This is a genomic window from Solirubrobacter phytolaccae (assembly GCF_027587195.1).
Classification (GTDB): domain Bacteria; phylum Actinomycetota; class Thermoleophilia; order Solirubrobacterales; family Solirubrobacteraceae; genus Solirubrobacter; species Solirubrobacter phytolaccae.
In genome coordinates, this window is the sequence record NZ_JAPDDP010000007.1 from 59512 (window position 1) to 78887 (window position 19376).

General features: G+C 72.8%; 24 protein-coding genes. 17 read left to right on the forward strand and 7 right to left on the reverse strand.

Annotated elements, in window-relative coordinates:
- The first annotated feature begins 92 nt into the window (after positions 1 to 92).
- Complete coding sequence (locus OJ997_RS05630; protein ID WP_270024073.1) at positions 93 to 827, forward strand: cupredoxin domain-containing protein; 735 nt, start codon at positions 93 to 95, stop codon at positions 825 to 827.
- A gap of 45 nt (positions 828 to 872) precedes the next feature.
- Positions 873 to 1439 (forward strand): CYTH domain-containing protein, encoded by a 567-nt coding sequence (locus OJ997_RS05635; RefSeq protein ID WP_270024074.1) that lies wholly within the window; start codon positions 873 to 875, stop codon positions 1437 to 1439.
- A 1-nt stretch (position 1440) separates the two neighbouring features.
- Here the strand turns inward: OJ997_RS05635 and OJ997_RS05640 are convergent, their stop codons facing one another.
- On the reverse strand, positions 1441 to 1905 hold the full coding sequence (locus OJ997_RS05640) for a hypothetical protein (RefSeq protein WP_270024075.1): 465 nt from the start codon (positions 1903 to 1905) through the stop codon (positions 1441 to 1443).
- A gap of 266 nt (positions 1906 to 2171) precedes the next feature.
- Here OJ997_RS05640 and OJ997_RS05645 point away from each other — a divergent pair, with 266 nt between their 5' ends.
- From OJ997_RS05645 to OJ997_RS05660, 4 genes are all read left to right on the forward strand, one after another.
- Entirely contained in the window at positions 2172 to 3113 is a 942-nt protein-coding gene (locus OJ997_RS05645; RefSeq protein ID WP_270024076.1) for a hypothetical protein, read from the forward strand.
- Between the two features lie 188 nt (positions 3114 to 3301).
- Positions 3302 to 3589 carry a hypothetical protein gene (locus tag OJ997_RS05650; RefSeq protein WP_270024077.1) on the forward strand — a complete coding sequence of 96 codons (288 nt, stop codon included), beginning with the start codon at positions 3302 to 3304 and terminating at the stop codon, positions 3587 to 3589.
- Positions 3590 to 3600: 11 nt separating this feature from the next.
- Positions 3601 to 3957: a hypothetical protein gene (locus OJ997_RS05655; protein WP_270024078.1), complete on the forward strand. Its 357-nt coding sequence runs from the start codon at positions 3601 to 3603 to the stop codon at positions 3955 to 3957.
- A 34-nt stretch (positions 3958 to 3991) separates the two neighbouring features.
- Positions 3992 to 5242, forward strand: coding sequence for a replication-associated recombination protein A (locus tag OJ997_RS05660; protein WP_270024079.1), 1251 nt, complete (start codon positions 3992 to 3994; stop codon positions 5240 to 5242).
- Here the strand turns inward: OJ997_RS05660 and OJ997_RS05665 are convergent.
- Positions 5189 to 6421 (reverse strand): MFS transporter, encoded by a 1233-nt coding sequence (locus OJ997_RS05665; protein ID WP_270024080.1) that lies wholly within the window; start codon positions 6419 to 6421, stop codon positions 5189 to 5191. The genes OJ997_RS05660 and OJ997_RS05665 overlap by 54 nt on opposite strands.
- 82 nt (positions 6422 to 6503) lie before the next feature.
- Between OJ997_RS05665 and OJ997_RS05670 the strand changes: the two genes are divergently transcribed.
- Positions 6504 to 7412, forward strand: a complete 909-nt coding sequence (locus OJ997_RS05670) for a LysR family transcriptional regulator (RefSeq protein ID WP_270024081.1) — start codon at positions 6504 to 6506, stop codon at positions 7410 to 7412.
- Here OJ997_RS05670 and OJ997_RS05675 read toward each other — a convergent pair.
- Positions 7384 to 7956, reverse strand: a complete 573-nt coding sequence (locus OJ997_RS05675) for a TetR/AcrR family transcriptional regulator (protein ID WP_270024082.1) — start codon at positions 7954 to 7956, stop codon at positions 7384 to 7386. The genes OJ997_RS05670 and OJ997_RS05675 overlap by 29 nt on opposite strands.
- An 88-nt stretch (positions 7957 to 8044) precedes the next feature.
- Between OJ997_RS05675 and OJ997_RS05680 the strand changes: the two genes are divergently transcribed.
- Entirely contained in the window at positions 8045 to 8563 is a 519-nt protein-coding gene (locus tag OJ997_RS05680; protein WP_270024084.1) for a cupin domain-containing protein, read from the forward strand.
- Here OJ997_RS05680 and OJ997_RS05685 read toward each other — a convergent pair.
- The gene (locus OJ997_RS05685) at positions 8560 to 9057 is read right to left on the reverse strand and encodes a MarR family winged helix-turn-helix transcriptional regulator (RefSeq protein WP_270024085.1); all 498 of its coding nucleotides are present in this window, start codon (positions 9055 to 9057) and stop codon (positions 8560 to 8562) included. The two genes, OJ997_RS05680 and OJ997_RS05685, sit on opposite strands and share 4 nt — an antisense overlap.
- 101 nt (positions 9058 to 9158) lie before the next feature.
- Between OJ997_RS05685 and OJ997_RS05690 the strand changes: the two genes are divergently transcribed.
- From OJ997_RS05690 to OJ997_RS05705, 4 genes are read left to right on the forward strand one after another with little or no spacing between them, the layout of a single operon-like run.
- Positions 9159 to 10100, forward strand: coding sequence for an NADP-dependent oxidoreductase (locus OJ997_RS05690; RefSeq protein WP_270024086.1), 942 nt, complete (start codon positions 9159 to 9161; stop codon positions 10098 to 10100).
- 4 nt (positions 10101 to 10104) lie between these two features.
- Positions 10105 to 11043: an alpha/beta hydrolase gene (locus OJ997_RS05695; protein WP_270024087.1), complete on the forward strand. Its 939-nt coding sequence runs from the start codon at positions 10105 to 10107 to the stop codon at positions 11041 to 11043.
- A gap of 39 nt (positions 11044 to 11082) precedes the next feature.
- Positions 11083 to 12168, forward strand: coding sequence for a serine hydrolase domain-containing protein (locus tag OJ997_RS05700; RefSeq protein WP_270024088.1), 1086 nt, complete (start codon positions 11083 to 11085; stop codon positions 12166 to 12168).
- A 9-nt stretch (positions 12169 to 12177) separates the two neighbouring features.
- Positions 12178 to 13215, forward strand: coding sequence for an ABC transporter substrate-binding protein (locus OJ997_RS05705; RefSeq protein ID WP_270024089.1), 1038 nt, complete (start codon positions 12178 to 12180; stop codon positions 13213 to 13215).
- Positions 13216 to 13218: 3 nt separating this feature from the next.
- Here OJ997_RS05705 and OJ997_RS05710 read toward each other — a convergent pair whose 3' ends face one another.
- Together OJ997_RS05710 and OJ997_RS05715 are read right to left on the reverse strand one after the other, a co-directional pair.
- A complete protein-coding gene (locus tag OJ997_RS05710) occupies positions 13219 to 14385 on the reverse strand; it encodes an FAD-dependent monooxygenase (protein ID WP_270024090.1) in 1167 nt (388 codons plus the stop codon).
- A gap of 6 nt (positions 14386 to 14391) precedes the next feature.
- Complete coding sequence (locus OJ997_RS05715; RefSeq protein ID WP_270024091.1) at positions 14392 to 15933, reverse strand: MFS transporter; 1542 nt, start codon at positions 15931 to 15933, stop codon at positions 14392 to 14394.
- A 58-nt stretch (positions 15934 to 15991) separates the two neighbouring features.
- On the opposite strand from OJ997_RS05715, the gene OJ997_RS05720 reads away from it, so the two are divergent.
- From OJ997_RS05720 to OJ997_RS05730, 3 genes are read left to right on the forward strand one after another with little or no spacing between them, the layout of a single operon-like run.
- Positions 15992 to 16432, forward strand: coding sequence for a MarR family winged helix-turn-helix transcriptional regulator (locus OJ997_RS05720; protein ID WP_270024092.1), 441 nt, complete (start codon positions 15992 to 15994; stop codon positions 16430 to 16432).
- Between the two features lie 38 nt (positions 16433 to 16470).
- Positions 16471 to 16962 carry a hypothetical protein gene (locus tag OJ997_RS05725; protein WP_270024093.1) on the forward strand — a complete coding sequence of 164 codons (492 nt, stop codon included), beginning with the start codon at positions 16471 to 16473 and terminating at the stop codon, positions 16960 to 16962.
- Between the two features lie 54 nt (positions 16963 to 17016).
- Positions 17017 to 17919 (forward strand): hypothetical protein, encoded by a 903-nt coding sequence (locus OJ997_RS05730; RefSeq protein ID WP_270024094.1) that lies wholly within the window; start codon positions 17017 to 17019, stop codon positions 17917 to 17919.
- Here the strand turns inward: OJ997_RS05730 and OJ997_RS38060 are convergent.
- Positions 17861 to 17986, reverse strand: a complete 126-nt coding sequence (locus OJ997_RS38060) for a helix-turn-helix domain-containing protein (RefSeq protein WP_372517872.1) — start codon at positions 17984 to 17986, stop codon at positions 17861 to 17863. The two genes, OJ997_RS05730 and OJ997_RS38060, sit on opposite strands and share 59 nt — an antisense overlap.
- 180 nt (positions 17987 to 18166) lie before the next feature.
- Here OJ997_RS38060 and rpiA point away from each other — a divergent pair, with 180 nt between their 5' ends.
- Together rpiA and OJ997_RS05740 are read left to right on the forward strand one after the other, a co-directional pair.
- Positions 18167 to 18823, forward strand: a complete 657-nt coding sequence (gene rpiA / locus OJ997_RS05735) for a ribose 5-phosphate isomerase A (RefSeq protein ID WP_270024095.1) — start codon at positions 18167 to 18169, stop codon at positions 18821 to 18823.
- A 26-nt stretch (positions 18824 to 18849) separates the two neighbouring features.
- The gene (locus OJ997_RS05740) at positions 18850 to 19365 is read left to right on the forward strand and encodes a CGNR zinc finger domain-containing protein (protein WP_270024096.1); all 516 of its coding nucleotides are present in this window, start codon (positions 18850 to 18852) and stop codon (positions 19363 to 19365) included.
- Positions 19366 to 19376: the final 11 nt, after the last annotated feature.

Below are 19376 nucleotides of genomic sequence, written 5' to 3' on the forward strand. Positions count from 1 at the left end.
CTTCGCGCTCGCATGCTTCGGCGGGAGCTCGCCGGGCGGCTCGTTCCCGCGGTGCACGCGTCCTTCTCGCGCTCTGCGGGGCGCTGGCCCTCGTGCCGGCGACCGCCGACGCCGCCGTCACCCGCTTCGTGCAGGCCTACGACACGCCGACGTTCAAGACCGTCTGGTGGCCGGCGGCGCTGCCGGCCCAGACCGGCGACACCGTCACCTGGCGGCTGACGCAGCCCGGCAACACGAACGCCGCGGTGCACGACGTCTGGCTCGTCCCGCCGGGCAGCACCGCCCCGGAGCGCCTCGGCGCGTCGTGGGAGACCGCGACGGCCAGCACCGTCGTCGCGGCGGCGGGCGCGTACCAGTTCTACTGCTCGATCCACGGTGGCCTCACGCCGGGCGGCATGAACGGCGTGATCAACGTCGGCGCCGCCGATCCGGGCGCGCCCTTGGACCCGGGCAAGCCGTGGGAGACGGGCGAGGAGCCGCCGGACCCGAACGCGCTGATCAACGACACGCTGCGGCCCCCGTTCTACGAGGAGGGCGACAACACGCCGCCCGAGCTGGAGCTGCTGAAGGCCACGCCGACCGCGAAGGGCGCCAAGGCCCGGGTCGAGGTCGCCGAGGCGGTCACGGTGACGGTGCGCCTGCTCAAGGGCCGCAAGGTCCTCGCCACCAAGCGCGCGGCGGTCGAGCCGGGCAAGGCGAACGTCGCGGTGGCGCTGCCGAAGCGGCTGCGGGACAAGGCCGCGCGCTACCGCCTGCAGGCGTGGGCGACCGACGGCGTGGACCTCGACTCCCCGATCGCGGCGGCCGTGATCGACTACACGCCGTAACACAATGCACCACTTAGGTGTCTGACCACTGTAGGCTCCGCGACCATGCCGATCGAGATCGAGCGAAAGTTCCTGGTGGACCTCGAGCCGGCTGCGTGGCCGGTGGAGCTTCTCGCCGCGTCGGCTGCGGACATCCTGCAAGGCTATGTGACGGCACCCGACGGCGAGACGGAGATCCGGTTGCGCCGGATCTGCGAGGTACCGGCGCCCGGAGGAGTCGAAGACGCGGAGCTCCCTCTGGCACCTCCGGTCTACAAGCTCGCGGTCAAGTACGACCTGCCGGGCTCCTCATGGAGCGGCGAGCGCCAGGAGTTGGAAGGCCGGATGACGGGCGAGGACTTCGAGAAGTCCTGGCCGTTGACCGCGGGCAGCAGCCTTGAAAAGCGTCGCGTCAGCTACGGATTCTGGCTGCCCAACGACAAGATGCTCGCCGTCGCCGTCGACACCTTCGGTGGACGCTTGTCCGGATTGCAGATGATCGAGGTGGAGTTCGAGACACGCAAAGAGGCCGAGGCGTTCGAGCACCCCTATTTCTTTGGACGCGAAGTGACCGACGACCGGCGCTATCGCAACCGCAACCTCGCGTCCGCGGACCGGCTTCCGTCGGATTAGCTCACCCGGAGACGGCCTCGAAGGAACCCGTGTCCGAGCCGCCTTCCGAGGCGGCCGGGGTGGCGGTCTTCGCCGCGCGGATCGCGACGATCAGGTCCGTCGCGGCCGCGATGACGTCGGTGGGCGTCTCGGCGATCTGATCGAGAGGGCGTTGACCCGTCGCGAAATCTCGGCTCGTGAACCAGCGTGCGACTCGGTCTGACGGCCACTCGCCGTCGACCAGCAACAGCAGCGCGACATAGCGCAGATCGTCGAGCGTGATCGCCGCGTCCGCGCGAGGCTCCGCCTGGCCGGAGGACCAGTTCCGCAACGTGCTGAGCTTGGCGCCGACGGCGTCCGCGAGCTTGTCGGGCGGGAGCCCGAGCGCGAGGAGGCCCTTGACGCGGTCGCTGGTGGTCGCCTCGACGCTGAGCATCTTCTGAAGCTCCTGGCCGGAGATCTTCCCCTGCCGAAGAGCATTGGCCATCGCCATAAAAGGGCCTCCTACGGGTGGGTCGGTTTCGATGAGACGGCGCTTGTGGTGCGAACTGGGCTGAAGGCTATGAACCAGACCGGACGGAAGTACGCCCCAGATATCGTCCTCGGAACGTCCCTAAGCGCGTGAAGACCGTAGCACCAGCCTGAACGTGCTGCCGGATTGCAGGACATCTGTATAGGCTCCTGTGCATTGCGGTCGCAAAAAGGATCGTATAAGCTCCCAAATAAGGACACTCTGAACTGAGAGGGGTCGGTGTGCGCACCTACGACGAGGACGACCTTGCACGTGACTGGCTCTACGGGGAGGACACGGAGCGAGCCGTGGGGCAGGCCAACCCCTATCTCGGGGCGGTGGTGCGAGGCGAGCGGTATCCGAGCGCTCGGTTCATCGCTCTAGCTCTGGATGCGGTGATCGACGGGCCGGGTGGCGAGCTGTGGCTCGCGGTGAACGCGATGCGGATGCGCAAGCTCGCGGCCCGCGAAGAGGAGGTCTCCATCGTCGATCCGCTCGGGCGGCTCACCCTTCGTGCTGAGCTCGTCGAGACGGAGGCGATGCTCAATCACCGGCTGGGCTACGCCCGTTCGGCGGCGGCGTCGGCCTACTCGATGCTGATGTACGTCGAAAGGAAGGCCGGTGGGGTCGACGCGCTGCGGCGAGCCTTGGCCAGTCCGGAGAGCAACGCGCTCGCTGAATGCGCCGTCCGTCACGCCGGCGTGTTCATGGCGGCCATGCGTCGGGCGGACTACGACGAGCACACCCGCGCGGTGCTCGCCGAGGAGTGCCGGCGGCTGTTTCGCGCGTACGCGTTCGGTGACGCACCGCCCCCGGAGCTGCGTGGGGCAGCGGTGGCGGAGTGGAACGCGGCGACGCGCAAGCCCGGAACCTTTGCGTACCGTCAGCCGGTGCGCTACCCGCGCAGCGACTCGCTCGCCGCACAGGCGTTCTTCATGCTCGCGCAGTCCGGGTGCCGGGACGAGAACACCGACGCGGCGTACCGGTTGGACTGCGAGACGCGCCCGCGGACGGCGCGCAGCCAAGCGACGATGTCCCTGGTGGAAGGGACGCAGGCGAACCTTCTCGGCGATGAGGCGACTGCACGACGGCACGACTCGAAGGTCCTGATCGCGCTGCAGTCCTTTCCGCTTCCTCGTCATCTCGCGGTGATCACGGCACAGGGTTGGGTCAGGGCGGCGTGATGTTCCATCCGGATCTCGCGGCGGCGGTGCCACCGGAGCGAAGTCGTGACCGTCCGCCGTCTGACATCGAACCGCGCCGCGATCGGAGGCGTGTGCGGTCTTGGTTGCGCCGACCCTCCGTGCGGCTGGTCGTGAGCGCCGTCGCGTTCGCCGGCGTCACGTGGGCGAGTGTGAAAGCGGGTGTCCCGGTGGACAAGGACGGCACCGAGAAGCTCCCGGGTGCCGCGCTCAATTGGGTACCGCTCTTTCACGTCCAGCGCGCAGGTGCGCTCCTAGGCGCCGTCGGGTTGGTCGGCTTTGTGTTCTGGCACACCTCACATGAGCGTCTGCCGCTCAAGGTGGGACCGATCGAGTTCGCCAAAGAGGCCGTGGGTGTGACCGCGGACGCGATCGAGAAGCTCAATCGGCGGATCGACCAGCTCGAGGAAGCGCTCGGCATCCGGTCACCCAGCGAACGTGGCAACGACGAGTCATAGGTCGGATCGACATGAACATCGAGACATACGGGAATCAGGTCGTCCTCGAGGTACTCGGCGACAACGAGTTCGAGTCGCCCGGTCGTGGCCGAGTGGTGTCGACCGGCGACCCGGCCTCGCGACTGCGCGAGGGGGACATCGTCGCATTCCAGCGGCCCGTGATCACCGAGGTCGCGCTCGATCACCGCAGGCTCGTCGTCCTCGACGAGGCGGACATCTCGTTCGCGCCGGACGCCCGAGGTCCGGAGATGCCAGTGAGCAAGCACATTCGCCAGGGCGAGGATCTCGACAACCTGCGCCGGCAGGCCGAGGTGCTCCGGGCGGGTGTCGAAGCCGACATAGACAAGTTGCGGCGGCTGGCCGGCTGAGGCGTCCGCGACGCCTCCTAACGTGCGCGGCGTGATGCTGTTCGACGACATCGAGCGAGCGGGTCCGTTCGCCCCGCTCGCGGAGCGGATGCGCCCGCGATCCCTCGAGGAGGTCGTCGGGCAGCGCGAGGTGACCGATCCGCGCGGGACGCTGCGGCGCGCGCTGGCCGACGGCCAACCGCACTCGATGATCCTCTGGGGCCCGCCGGGCTGCGGGAAGACCACGATCGCGAAGGCGATCGCGAGCGAGAGCTCGGCGGCGTTCGAGTCGCTGAACGCGGTCACGGACGGCATCGGCGAGCTGCGCAAGATCGTCGCCCGCGCGACCGAGCGGCGTGCGATGGGGCAGCGGACGCTGCTGTTCATCGACGAGATCGCGCGCTGGTCAAAGTCCCAGCAGGACGCGCTGCTCCCGCACGTCGAGGACGGGACGATCACGCTGATCGGCGCGACCACGGAGCATCCGGGGCACGAGATCGTGCGCGCGCTGCGGTCGCGGCTGAAGATCTATCCGCTCACGCCGCTGTCGGACGAAGACCTGCGCGCGGTGATCACGCGGGCGCTGGCCGACCGTGAGCGCGGGCTGGCCGGCTCGTACACGCTCACCGAGGCGGCGGTCACGCGCCTGCTGCTGCACGCCGACGGCGACGCCCGCTCCACGCTCAACGCGCTGCAGGACGCCGCGACCACGCTGCCCGACGGTGGCGAGATCGACGAGTCACACCTCCTCGCGGCGCTGGGCGCGCGGCCCGGCACCTACAGCGCCAAGGACGAGTACTACGCGATCATCAGCGCGCTGATCAAGAGCATCCGCGGGTCGAGCACCGACGCGTCGCTGTACTGGCTGGCCCGGCTCAAGCACGGCGGGGCCGACCCGAAGGTGGTGGCGCGCCGCTTGATCGTCGCCGCCGGCGAGGAGATCGGCACCGCCGCGCCCGGCGCGCTCGCGGTGGCGAACTCGGCCTTCGACGCCGTGGAGCGCGTCGGCGCGCCGGAGTGCTGGATCCCGCTCGCCGCGGTCACGAGCTACCTGGCGCAGTCGCCGAAGAGCTGGGCGGCGTACCACGGGCTCAAGGCCGCCGAGGCGCTGATCGAGGCCTCGCCCGCCTACCCCGTCCCGCCGCACCTGCGCAACGCGAGCACCTCGGTGGACTCGGAGCTCGGTCACGGCAAGGGCTACGTCCACGCCTCCCAGCCGGGCGGCGAGCAGGTGTCGTTCATGCCCGACGCGCTACGCGGCACGCGGCTGTACCACCCGTCGGGCACCGGCCGCGACGTCGGCTGAGCGCGCGTCGCGCAGGGCGAGCACGCACAGGCTCGTCGTGGCGCCGGCGATGACGAGCCCGAGCACGATCCAGCCGGTCGCGCCGGCGGCGAGGATGAGCGGCAGCGCGGCCAGCGGGCCGAGCACGCGCGCGACGGACGAGGACATGCCGTAGACGGCCTGGTACTGGCCCGGCGCCGTGGTCGGGATGCGGGTGAAGGCGAGGTGCCACATGCCCGCGCCGGCCGTGATCTCCCCCACGGTCAGCAGCGTGGTGCCGGCGAGCAGCGTGGCGGTGACCGCGCCGGTGGTCAGCGCGGCGGCGCCGATCAGGGCGCAGCCGGCGAGCAGCGTCGTGGCGCCGAGCGCGAGCGAGCCGGCGGCGCGCGTGTCGGACGAGACGCGCGCGGTCCAGCGCGTCTGGGTGCAGATCACCAGCAGCGCGTTGAGGCCGAGCGTGACCGGCGCCATCCAGTCGGGCGCGTCGAGGCGGTCCGTGATCCACAGCGGGAGCAGGACGGCGACGATCGGCATCGTCAGCAGCACGATCGAGGCGAGCCCGCAGATGCCGACGAAGCGGCGGTCGCGCAGCGCGATCAGACCAGGGCGCTGGCGCGGCGCGCCCTTGGTGCGCGCCGCGATCGGCAGGCGGGCGAGGATCGCGGTGCAGATCAGCGCGAGCCCGGCCGCGAACGCGAACGCGACCACGAACAGCGTGTCGCCGCCCGCGACCGCGGCGATCGTGCCGAGGACCGTTCCGAGGCCCATGCCGGCGTTGATCAGCGTCTGCATCACCGCGCGGCCTCGCACGCGCGCGTGCGCGTCCACGTTGTCGGCGACGATCGCCTGGCGGATCGCGCCGAGCCCGGCCTGGGAGACCATGAACAGGCAGGCGCCGACGGCGTACAGCCACAGCCCGTGGGCGACCGCGTAGGTGGCGAACGCGGCGACCACGAGCGTGCTCAGGGCGACCGCCGCGACCTTCAGGCCGATCACGTCGGCGAGGATCCCGATCGGCACGACGAGCGCGAGGGCCAGGAGTGTGGCCACGGTCAGCACGACGCCGATCGCGGCGGGCGCGAGCCCGACATGCACGCTGAAGTACAGGACCGCGGCCGAGAGCCCGACGCCCTCGATCGTCGAGCCGAGCCCCTGCGCGAAGTACACGCGCCGCAGGATGGTTCGTTGGTTGCTCTGCACACCTCCATCGTGGGCGCGGTTAGCGTGAAGTTCAAGCAAAGGTATCTGGACGACTCTTAAGCAGGGGCGTACAGTGCAAGTCGTGCTCGATCCTCGCCGGTTGCAAGCCCTGCACGCGGTCGCCACCACCGGGTCGGTGAAGGAAGCGGCGGCGGCGCTCGGCTATTCGTCCTCGGCGATCAGCCAGCAGATCTCCGCGCTGGAGCGGGAGACGAGCTCCGTGCTGCTCGAGCCGGCCGGCCGCGGCGTGCGGCCGACGCCCGCCGGCGAGCTGCTCTCACAGCACGCCGAGCGGATCTTCGAGCAGCTCGCCCAGGCGGAGTCCGAGCTGATCGCGCTCAACGCCGGCCAGCTCGGCAGCCTCCGGCTGGCCTCCTTCGCGTCCGCGGGCGCGGCGCTCGTCCCGCCCGCGCTGGCGCAGGTGCGCGCCGAGCTGCCCGCGCTGGAGGTCACGCTGCGCAACGCGGACCCCGAGGACGCGCTCGCGTTGCTGCGCCGCGGGCTCGTCGACGTCGCGCTGATCGAGCTGCACGGGCCGCCGGACGAGCACGAGGACGGCCTCGCCTACCACTTCCTGCTGCCCGACCCATACCGCTTGCTGCTCCCCAAAGGCCATCGGCTCGCCACGCGGGACGTCGTGCGGCTCGCGGACGCGCGCGAGGAGACCTGGGTCGACCTGCGGCTGCACAAGGGCTGCTGCCGCGTCGAGGCGCACGCGGCGTTCGAGCGGGCCGGGTTCACGCCGCACTGGGTCGCCGAGGCCGACGACTACTCACCGGCGCAGGGCTTCGTCGCCGCCGGCCTGGGCCTCGCGCTGCTTCCGTCGCTCGCGCTCGGCGTCCTGCGCGCGGACGTCGTCGTGCGCCCGCTCACGCCCGACAACGAGCCGCGCCGCGACGTCTACGCCGTCACGCGCTCAGCGCTGACCGGGACCACCGCCGTGCAGTCCATCCTCGCCGCGCTCACGGCCTCCGCGCAGCGAGTCCACTGAGCAGCAGGTCGATGTGGCGGCCCGCGCGCCGGTCCCAGTCGTCCACGGCGGGGAGCGGGCGTGAGAGCAGCGAGGCGCTGACGATCAGGTCCTCAGGGGTGAGGTCGGCGCGGAGGTCGCCCGCCGCCTGACCCCGGTCGAGCAGACCCTGGAGGTGGACGCGCACCTCGGCCTGCAGCGCGCGGATGGCGGGGTCGAACCGCACCGGGCCGCCGTGCAGCGGGAGGACGAAGCGGTCGCGGTCGCGCAGGGTGGCGGCGAGGAACGCGCGGACCCCGTCGAGCGCCGGGCCGGAGTGGGCGGCGGCCGCACGCGCGTTGGCGAGCGCCAGCTCGAACGACCGGTGCACCAGCGCGTGCAGCAGGTCCTCGCGGGTGGCGAAGTGCCGGTAGACGGTCCCGATGCCCACGCCGGCGTGGCCGGCGATGTCGGCCATCGGCACCTTCTCGCCCTCGCGCCGGACCAGCTCGGTCGCGGCGTCGAGCACCCGCTCGCGGTTGGCGGCGGCGTCCTTGCGTGGCTGGCGTGCGGCGCCCGGTGGCACGTCGGCGATTCTCGCAGCGACCCTAAACGGATGGTATCGTCCGGAACGGAAGCGGACGAAATCATCCGCAATACGACCGAGGACCTGCATGAGCGCCCTGCCTGACGACGATCCGACGCGCGGCCTGGCGGTCGCCCGTCCCGACGACCCCGACCTGCTGCACCTTGCCGTGGTCGGCGACACCTACACCGTGCTGTTGAGCGGCGAGCAGACCGCGGGGCGCTTCGCGCTGATCGACATGCTGATCCCCGTCGGCGCCGGGCCGCCGCCGCACCGGCACGACTTCGAGGAGTGCTTCCACGTGCTGGAGGGCGCGGTCGAGGTCACGCTCCGCGACGGCCCGCCGGTGCGCCTCGAGGCCGGCGGGACCGTGAACATCCCGGCCAACGCGCCGCACGCGTTCCGCAACGGCGGCGACGTCCCGGCGCGGATGCTGTGCACCGCGGTCCCGGCCGGGCTCGAGCGGTTCTTCGCGGAGTTCGGCGATCGCGTGGACTCACGCACGTCACCGGCGCCCGAGCTCACCGACGAGGAGCGCCAGGCACGGCTGCGGCGCGCGATCGAGCGGGCGCCCGACTACGGCATGGAGCTGTTGCCGCCGTCCTAGGTCCGTTTGCGCCGACGCGGAGCGGCCGACCGCGGCGGCGTCGCGCGCATGTGGTCGCGCACCGGCGTCAGCAGGCCGGCGAGCGTCTGCACGTCGTCGGCGGAGAGCGGCTCGAACAGCAGGCCCTTGACGATCTCGATGTGGCCGGGGAACACCTGCGTCAGCCGTTCGCGGCCGGCGTCGGTGATCGTGACCATCGTGCCGCGCTCGTCGTCCGGGTCGGGGGCGCGCGTGATCAGGCCCGACTTCTCGAGCAGGCCGGCTTGGTAGGTCAGCGCGCTGCGGCTGTAGACGACGCCGTCGGCCAGGTCGGTCATGCGCCGGCTGCCCGTCGGCGCGTCCCCGAGCGTGGCCAGCAGCTGGAACTGCACGTAGCTGAGGTCGCCCGCTTCGCGCAGCTGCTGCTCGACCGCGTGGCGCAGCAGGCTCGTCACCTCGATCAGCGCGAAGTAGGCGCCGAGCTGGGCGGGGTCGAGGGACGGCGAGTCGGCCATGACGAGAAGTGTACTTGCTTCAAATTTGAAGCAGTGCTACCTTGACCGAAAGATGCTTCGAATTTGAAGCACATCGAAACTCCACCGAAATGAGGCTCCCCATGAAGGCAGTGCGATTCCACGAGTACGGCGACGCCGACGTCCTCCGTTACGAGGACGTCGAGACCCTTGTCCCCGGCGCCGGCGAGGTGCTGGTCCGCGTCGCGGCGACGGCGTTCAACCCGGTCGACGCGAACATCCGCGCCGGCTTCATGCAGGGCCCGATCCCGACGACGCTGCCGCACACGCCGGGCTACGACGTGTCGGGCACGGTCGAGGCGCTGGGTGACGGCGTCGACGCCGTGGCGGTCGGCGACGCGGTCGTCGGCTTCCTGCCGATGACGGCCGACGGCGCCTCCGCCGAGTACGTCGTCGCTCCCGCCGAGAGCCTGACCGCGGCGCCCACGAGCCTGCCGCTGGCCGACGCGGCAGCGCTGCCGTCGGTGGCGCTCACCGCCGACCAGGCGCTGTTCGAGCTCGGCGAGCTGAAGGCCGGCCAGCGCGTGCTGATCACCGGCGCGGGCGGCGCGGTCGGCAGCTACGCGGTGCAGCTGGCCAAGCAGGCCGGCGTGCACGTGATCGCCACGGCCAGCCCCCGCAGCGCCGAGCGCGTCAAGGCGGCGGGCGCGGACGAGGTCATCGACCACACCACCAGCGCGCTGACCACGGCCGAGCCGATCGACGTCCTGCTCAACCTCGCCCCGCTCGACCCCGAGGCGTTCGCCGCGCTGGTCCCGCTCGTCCGCGACGGCGGCGCCGTGGTCAGCACGACCGCGTGGATGCCGACGCCCGGCGACGAGTCCCGCGGCGTGCGCGCCTCCACCGTCTTCGTCCGCAGCGACGCCGAGCAGCTCGCGCGCCTGGTGGCGCTGGTCGACGGCGGCGAGCTGCGCGTCGAGGTCGCCGAGCGCGTGCCGCTGGCCGAGCTGCCGGCGCTCCACGCGCGGGCCGCGGCGGGCGAGCTGCCGGGCGGCAAGGTCATCGTCGTCCCGGCCGGGGCCTGACGTCATGGCTTTCACCCTCGATCCCGAAGTCGCCGCGGCCCTGGCCCCGATGGCCGGCTTCACCCCTCCGCCGGTCGGCGACATCGCCGCCCGCCGGACCGTGTGGGAGCCGATCATCGGCGCCGCCGGCACGGCCCAGCCGATCCCGGCCGACGTGACCACGAGCGAGCACTTCGCCACCGCCGCGGACGGCACGCCGATCAAGCTGCGCTGGTACGTCAAGGACGGCGCGACGCCGGGACCGGCCGCGCTGTTCTTCCACGGTGGCGGCTACATCTTCGGGCACATCGACCTGTTCGACGGTCCCGTGTCCCGGTACGTGTCCGCCAGCGGCGTGCCGATGCTCTCGGTCGAGTACCGCCGCGCGCCCGAGCACCCGTTCCCGACGCCGCTCGAGGACGCGTACGCGGCGCTCCTGTGGCTGCACGAGCACGCCGCCGAGCTGGGCGTCGATCCCGACCGGATCGGCGTGATGGGCGACAGCGCCGGCGGCGGCCTGGCGGCGGCGCTGACGATCCTCACGCGCGAGCGCGGCGGCCCGATGCTCGCCCGGCAGCTCCTGCTGATGCCGATGCTCGACGACCGCACGCGGACCCCCGATCCGCAGATCGCGCCCTACGCGCTGTGGTCCTACGAAGACAGCGCGACCGCGTGGCCGGCCCTGCTCGGCGACGCGGCCGGCGGGCCCGACGTCCCGGCCACGGCGGCGCCCGCCCGGCTCGAGGACGCGACCGGCCTGCCACCCGCGTACATCGAGGTCGGCCAGCTCGACGTCTTCCGCGACGAGGACCTCGCCTACGCGACCAAGCTCAGCCGTGCCGGCGTGCCGGTCGAGTTCCACCTGCACCCCGGCGTCCCGCACGAGTTCGACTCGATCGCCTTCGACTCCGACGTCGCCCGGCGCGCGATCGCCGACCGCGTCCGGGTGCTCAAGTCGATCTAGAGTCGTGAACTTCTGAATCGCGACACTAGAGTCGGCGGGGTGCGGGACGTGCTGGAAGGCCTCGTCGCGGACGGCTCGCTCCCGGGCGCGGCCGTCGCCGTCATCCGCGGCGGCGACCGCGAGGTCGTCACGGTCGGGTTCGCCGATCTGGCACGCAGTGTGCCGCTGGGACCCGACACCCGGTTCCGGCTCGCGTCGCTCAGCAAGCCGATCGTCAGCGCGCTGGCGCTCGGGCTGATCGAGGATGGGGGCCTCGGGCTCGAGGACCCGATCGGGCGGTGGCTGCCGGAGCTCGCGGCGCCGACCGTGCTGCGTGGGGACGCCGTCGTGCCGGCGGCCGGGCCCGTGCGGGTCCGGCACCTGCTCGACGCAACCTGCGGCTGGGGCTTCCCGGGCGAGCTGACGGCGGGCTTCGAGCGGATGCTCGCCGCGGTCGGCGACGGGCGGCACCGCCACCGGATGCCCGTCCCGGACGTGTGGGTGGCGGCGCTCGCGAGAACGCCGCTGCTGTTCGAGCCAGGTGAGCAGTGGCTCTACGACACGTCGTACGACCTGCTCGGCGTGGTGCTCGCGCGCGCGGCCGGTCAGCCGCTCCCGGAGGCGTTGCACGCCCGCCTGCTCGAGCCGCTGGGGATGCGCGGCACCGGCTTCGCGGCGAGCGGGGCGCTGGTGGAGGAGGTCCGCGCGCAGGGCGGCGAGCTCGTCCCGGCGGGATACGACGAGGACGTGCGCCGGCTGCCGCGGTTCCCGTCCGGCGCCGGCGGGCTCTTCGGCACGGTCGAGGACCTCTCGCGCTTCGCGCACATGCTCGTCAATGGCGGCGACGGAGTGCTGGCCGCCGCTTCGGTCGAGGCGATGACCTCGGACCAGCTCGCGCCCGCGCAGCGCCGCGCGGGTGGCGCCTACCTCGCCGGGCAGAGCTGGGGCTACGGCGGTTCGGTCGACGTCGAGCCGACCGAGCCCTGGCACGCGCCGGGCCGCTACGGCTGGATCGGCGTGACCGGCACCTCGCTGCACGTCCGGCGCGAGGAGGGCACGGCGATCGTGGTCCTGACGGCGCGAGAGCTGCACGACGCCGCGGACATGGCGCTCATGGGAACGCTCTGGACCGCCGCTATAAGGTGACCCTAACTCGTGCCCTCATCCGTCGCCCGCCTGGCCGTCGCCGCGTTGTCGCTCGCGGCCCTCATCACCTTCAGCGCCTGCGGCTCGGACGCTGAGCGCCCGACCGCGAGCGCCGCCACGGCCACGCCGTCCGGCACGTTCCCGGCCACCGTCGAGCACAAGTACGGCACGACCACGGTCAAGCAGGCGCCCCAACGCGTCGTGGTCGTCGGCATCCGTGAGCAGGACGCGCTGCTCGCGCTCGGCACCGCCCCGGTGGCCACGACCGAGTGGTACGGCGAGGACCCCGGCGCGCTCGAGTCGTGGGCGAAGGCCAAGCTCGGCTCCGCGCCGCTGCCGACCGTCCTGCCCAGCTCGGACGGCATCGAGATCGAGCGCGTCGCCGCGCAGCGCCCCGACCTGATCGTCGGCATCGACACGGCGATGACCGACAAGGAGTACGCGCAGCTCTCGCGCCTCGCGCCGACGATCGCGCCGCCCGCCGGCACCGTGGACTACGGCGCCTCGTGGCAGCAGGACCTGCAGCTGGTCGGCGACGCGCTCGGCAAGCGCGCGGAGGCCGACAAGCTCCAGGCGCAGGTCGAGGACCAGATCGAGCAGACCGCCGCCGAGCATCCCCAGTGGAAGGGCAAGACGGCGATCAACGCGACGCTCAGCGACGGGTCCTTCTACGTCTATGGCCCCAAGACGGCCAACACGCAGCTCTTCGCGCAGCTCGGCTTCGCGTTCCCGCCCGCGCTGCGCGACGTGGGCGGCGGCGACGACTTCGGCGGCACCGTCTCCAACGAGCGCGCCGACCTCCTCGACGTCGACCTGATCCTCTGGGACCACCACGACGCCAAGGACCGCGCCGCGATCGGCAAGACGCCCGTCTATGCCGACCTGGCCGTGCACGAGCAGGGCCGCGAGGTGTTCGAGCAGGAGAGCTCCCCGCTCTACGACGCGCTGTCGAAGACGTCCGTGCTCAGCGTCCCCGTGGCGCTGAAGCTGCTCACCCCGCGCTTCGACGCGGCGCTCGACGGCGACCCGTCGACCAGCTCGGACTGACGCTCAGCGGGGCGGCGGCAGCTCGAGCTCGTCGATCGCGGGCGTGGGACTGCCGATCAGGCGCTGCGCGAGGTGCGCGAGCTTCTCGCCGGCGCGCAGCAACCGGACGCCGAGCCGGCTCTCCGGGAACGCGACGCGCGGCACGCCGGGCGGGAGCTGCTGCGCCGCCTCGACCGCCGGGCGCATGAACGCCTCGTAGGCCGCGAACGCGCGAGCGGGCTCGGCGTGCTCGGACAGCTCCCGCGCGAGCACGTACGCGTCGATCAGCGCCAGGCTCGTGCCACCGCCGCCCAGCGGCGTGACGCAGTGCGCCGCGTCGCCGAGCAGGACGACGCGCCCCTGGCTCCAGGACGGCGCGTGCACCATCGCGAGGTCCTCGAAGTAGAAGTCCGCGCCCTCGAGCGCGGCGAGGATCCGCGGGGTCTCCCAGCCGGCGTCGCCGAAGACGTCGCGCAGCAGCGCGATCTGCTCCTCGCGCGACCGCTCGTCGTGGCCGCGCTCGTCGGACAGGAACCCGAGCATCGCGCGGGTGGTGCCGAGGTTGTCCGGCCGCAGCGAGACCTGGCGGCCGCCGGGGGCGTGGTACCAGCGCCACGTCCTGCGGTCGTGCTCGGCGCGAGGGATCGTGGCGTAGGCGATGTACACGCCGAGCGGCTCGAGCGTGACGTCGCTGAACACGAGGTCACGGGTCGCGGAGCGCTGGCCCTCGGCGATGGCGACGACGTCGAACGTCCGCTCGTCCCCACCCGCGAAGCGCACGTCGACGCCGTCCGGCCGGCGCTTGAGCGCCTCGATGGTGTCGCCGAACCGCCACTCGACGATGTCCGGCGTGAGCTCGTAGAGCACGCGCGCGAGCTCGCCGCGCAGGACCTCGAGCTCGGCGGTCGGCCCGTCCTGCTCGCCGTCCTGGACGCCGAGCGCGGCCACGACCTCGCCGCCCGAGTCGACGAACTCGGTGCCCCGCTCGCCGGTGTTCGCCGCGCGGACCTCGTCCTCCAGGCCCATCCAGCGCAGGACGTCACGGCCGGCGCCGCGGACGTCGATGTTCTGGCCCTCCTCGCGCAGGGCGTCGGCGCGCTCGACGACCGTGACGTCCCAGCCGGAGGTGGCCATCCAGTACGCAAGGGCGGGGCCGGCGACGCTCGCGCCGGAGATGAGGATGCTGGGCATCACTGATCAGGTAGCCGGAACGGCGTCGGCGTAGACGGTGTCGGTGATCTCGGTCGCGCCCGATGGGGCAAGCAGCGCGCACGCCACGGCGCCGAGCAGGCCGGCGACGGCGCCGACCAGCAGCGCGACGTGGAAGCCGCCGATGTAGGCGTCGCGAGCGGCGGCAAGCAGGTCCGGGCCGGCCGGCCCGAGCTGACCGGCCGCGCTGCCGGCGCCGGCGATCCCGGCGGACGCCTGGTCGGCGACGCGCGCGGGGAGGCCCCGGAGCGCGCCGGCCAGGTCGGACTGGTAGGCGGCGATCAGGACCGCGCCGAGCACGGCGCCGCCGAGCGCGCCGCCGACTTCGCGCGTGAGGTCGTTGACGGCCGAGGAGACCGTGCGGCGGTCCGCGGGCAGGCCGCTGACGACGAGCGTGGTGCCGGGCGTCAGCGCCAGCCCGGACCCGGCGCCGAGCAGGACCAGGCCGACGGCGAAGCCCCAGAACCCGGCGTCGGGGGTGACCAGGACGAACACGACGAAGGCGGCGGCGAACACCGCCATGCCGATCGCGCCGACCCAGCGGGCGCCGAACGCGCTCATCAGCCGCGGGACGAACGGCGTGACGAAGGCGACCCCGATCGGCAGCGGCAGGAAGCACAGCGCGGTCTCGATCGCCGAGTAGCCCTGCACGACCTGCAGGTACTGCGGCGTGAGCAGGAAGAAGCCGAAGGCCGCGAAGAACTGGAGCGTGAGCAGCAGGCTCCCGGCCGCCAGCCCGCCGTTGCGGAACAGGCGCACGTCGAGCATCGGCTCGTCCGCGGCGAGCTCCCACGCCAGGAAGCCGCCGAGCGCGACCAGCCCGACCACGATCCCGGCGAGGGCCTGGGCGTCGCTGAGCGAAGCGTCGCCGGCGCGGATGACGCCGAACACGAGCGCGCCGAGCCCCACGACCGCCAGCGCGCCGCCGACGGGGTCGATCCGGATGGTGCGGTCGCCGCTGGGCCCGACGAAGCGCAGGACGCCCGGCACCAGCGCCAGCGCGAGCACGCCGAACACGACCTGGATGCCGGCCCAGCCCGAGATCTCCAGCATGCCTCCGCCGATGAACGTCCCCAGCGTCGCCGCCGCGCCGGTGACGCCCGCCCACACCGACACGGCCCGGGCGCGTCGCTCGGGCGGGAACGCGTCGATGAGCACGGACAGCGTGGCGGGGAACACGCCCGCGGCCCCGAGTCCGGCGACCGCGCGCAGGACGGCGACGAGCGTGGCGTCGTCGGCGAGCGCGGAAGCCAGTGAAGCGCCGCCGAAGACGGTGAGCCCGATGACGAGCGCCGGCCGGCGGCCGTACCGGTCCGCGGCCAGCCCCACGGGCAGCAGGACGGCGGCGAAGACGATCGAGTACGCGTTGAGGATCCACGTCAGCTGGGTTTGCGTCGCGCCGAGGTCCGCGGCCAGGTCGGGGAGCGCGATGGCGAGGGACGAGGTCGCGCCGACCACGAGGGCGAGCGCCAGGCACATGACCACCAACAGGGCGGTGAGGTGCTCGCCGCCGCGATCCTTAGTTTGCATTGTGATCAGGCTATCAAGTAGTTAGATAGTCTAAATATCAGCCAGATAGACTTGGCGCGTGCCCGACCCCTCGCTCGATCTCTCCGCCGTCACCCAGACGCTGCGGGAGCTCGTGGCAGCGTCCAACGAGTCGGCCTACCGGCTGGCGCGGGAGCGGAACTTCAACCTCACGGACTCGATGGCGCTCGAGGTCCTCGACCGGCGCGGCCCGCTCGGCGCGGCCGAGCTGGCGCGCAGCATCGGCATCCGCGCCGCGTCGGCGACGATCCTCATCGACCGCCTCGAGCGCGCGGGCCTGGTCGAGCGGCGGCGCGACCCCGGCGACCGGCGCCGGGTGACCGTCGTCGCGGTGCCGGAGGCGCTGGCCGAGAACCTCGCCCTGTGGGCGCCGGCGATCGCGGCCATCGACGAGGTCTCCCGCTCGCTCGACGCGGATCAGCAGCAGGTCGTGCAGGGCTACCTCGAGGCGGTCATCGCGGCGCTCGCGCCTGAGGGGTAGTCGCTCTAGACCTCCCGGCGGCTGCCGATAAGCAGACCATGCGGTGGATCGCCGTCCTCATCGCCTCAGGGCTGCTCGCCGGGTGCGGCGAGACCGTGGCCGAACCGAAGCCGCAGACCACCAGCTGGCGCATCGAGACGGTCGGCGACGCCGGCCCGCAGCGGAGCGTGGAGATCAAGCGCGTGGTCCGGGCGTTCGACCGCCACTGGCGGCGTGGCGACTACGAGCGCGTCTGCGCGCTGATGACGCCGGAGACCCAGGCGAACCTGGCGGCGTTGCTGAAGGCGCCGTCCTGCCTGCAAGCGTTCGGGAGTGAGCTGTACGCCGGTTCGGAGCCGCCCGCGGTCCGCCATGCCGCGGCGCGCGAGTACCGGAGCGTCCGCGTCGACGAGACCGGCACCAGCGCGACGATCACGTTCCCGGATTGCCGCACCTGGCGGCTCGTCCGGCGTGACGGCACGTGGCTGATCAACGACTTCCCGATCGTCCCGTCCGCGGTCCGCGTGACCGCGCCGCGCTGCGAAGCCTGATAGATCCGCTGCAGGCGTTGTCGCGCTCGCCTGGAGCGCCTAGGTTCTCGCGCCGTGCCGGGGATTCGTGAGTATTGGTGGGGCCTGCCCGCGCTGCTGGTCGGCGTGGTGGCGATGATCCAGGGAGACGTCGCGAGCTCCCGCCCGGCGGCGAACGTCGCGTTCTTCCTGCTCGGGTTCGGCGCCGTGCTGTTGATGCGTCGCGCGACGGTCAAGCCGGGAGCGTTCACCGGCGGCGTGCTGTGCCTCGTCCTGCTCGCGACCTTCCTGGGCGGTGGCAACGACGGCGTGCACCGCTGGATCGACGCCGGCCCGCTCTCGCTCGACGTCTCGATGCTCGTCGCGCCGTGGGTGCTGGCGGTGATGGCGCACCTGCTCGCGCGCGGGCGCGTGGCCGGGGCGGTCGCCCTCGCCGTGCTCGTGCAGCTCGCGCTCCTGCTGCAGCCCGACGCCGCGCAGGGGTCCGCGTTCGCGGCGGGCGCGGTGGTGCTGTTGCTGATGAGCGCGGAGCGGTCTGGCGTCGTCCTCACCGGCGTCGCCGCCGTGGTGGCGATGGCGCTCGGCACGTTCTCGCGCCGCGACCCACTGGCGCCCGTGCCGGAGGTCGAGGGGATCGTCGGGCTCGCGCGGGATGCCGCGCCGTGGCTGGGGGTGGCCGCCGTCGTCGCCTGCGCGCTGCTCGCCGTGCCGTTCGTGCGCGCGGCGCTGCACGGCCGCAGCGCGCGTGAGCCGGTGGTCGGCGCGGCGCAGGCGGCGCTGTGCGCGTACGTCGTCGTGCAGCTGCTCGCGCCACTCGGGCTGGACGTCCCGGTGCCGGTGATGGGCTACGGCGCGGCGACGGTGCTCGCCTACGCCGCGGCGTTCACGGCGAGCCTGGCGATGCCGCGGGACCGCGCGTTCAGCGGCCGGTCACGTGACCGGGCGGCTGTCCGGTCACGCGCCGGAACGCGGATGTGAACGCGCTCGGGTTGCGGTAGCCGACACGGCGCGCGACGGTCTCGACCGGCAGGCCGTCCGCGAGCATGCCGAGCGCGGCCGTCGAACAGCACCGCTTCGGCGCGGCGGCGCCGGGCCGGGAGCCACACTCGGCCACGAGGCCACCGAGCCGCTGGACGCCCGCACCGTCCCGTCCGCGGCAGGACGACGCGCGCGCGGCCGCGTTGCGAGGCGGTCGCCCAGCCCTGAGGCGTGCGACATTGTGGGGGTGAGCGTGACGACCAGCGAGGCGGAGAAGCACGCAGCCGCGACGTACGCCGCCGGCCTGGTGGAGGACGGGATGCGCGTCGGGCTCGGGACGGGCTCGACGGTCGCGCCGTTGATCCCGGTGCTCGCGGCGCGCGGGCTCAACCTGCGGTGCGTCGCGACGTCGGTGGCGACGGCGGAAGCCGCAGTCGCCGCCGGGCTGGTCGTCGAGTCGTTCGACGCGCTTCCCGAGCTCGACATCGCGATCGACGGGGCGGACCAGATCGCGCCGGGACCGTGGCTGATCAAGGGCGGCGGGCGCGCGCATACGCGGGAGAAGCTCGTGGCCGTGGCGGCCGCGCGGTTCGTGGTCATCGCCTCGCACGAGAAGCCGGTGCCGCGGCTCACGCCGCCCGTGCCGCTCGAGCTGCTCGCATTCGGGCTCGAGTCGACGCTGATGCGCCTCGGGCAGGCGACGGTCCGCGGTGGCGTGCTGAGCCCCGACGGCGGCATCATCGCGGACTGGACGGGCGCGTTCGACGATCCCGCGGAGCTCGCGCGCCGGCTGGACGCGGACCCGGGTGTGGTCGGCCATGGCCTGTTCGAGCCGGGCCTGGTCAGCGACGTCGTGGTCGCCACGGGCGCCGACGTCGAGCACACGCGGTTCGCTCGTCCGTAACCGGTATCAGCGCCTATGCTGGTGAGGTGACGCTCGAAGATCCTCGCCCGCTACTCGGCGAGCCGCTGCCGCTGGACCTGCTGAACACTACGTGGATGACCGAAGCCGGGCTGCGGGACCTGCTCGCCGACGCGGCCGGCACGCGCCGGTGGCTCGACCACCACGGCCTGCGGGACGCGCCTGCCGAGGCCGGCCCGCTGCGGGAGACGCGGGAGGCGTTGCGCTCGCTCCTGCTGGACCGCGACGCGGTCGCGGGCGTCAACGCGGTGCTCGCGCGGGGTGGCCAGCGGCCGGTGCTCCGCGCGGGTCACGTCGAGACGGAGGTGGACGCGGAGCCGCAGTGGCGGGTGCCGTGGACGTGCGCCGCGCAGCTCGTCGCGCTGCTCGAGGCCCACGGCGAGCGGGTGCGGCCGTGCGCGAACCCGGACTGCGTCCTCTGGTTCCTCGACACGTCACGGCCGGGAACACGCCGCTGGTGCTCGATGGCGGCGTGCGGCAATCGCGACAAGGCAGTTCGTCACGGCCGCGTGCGTCACCGGTAAATTCACTTATA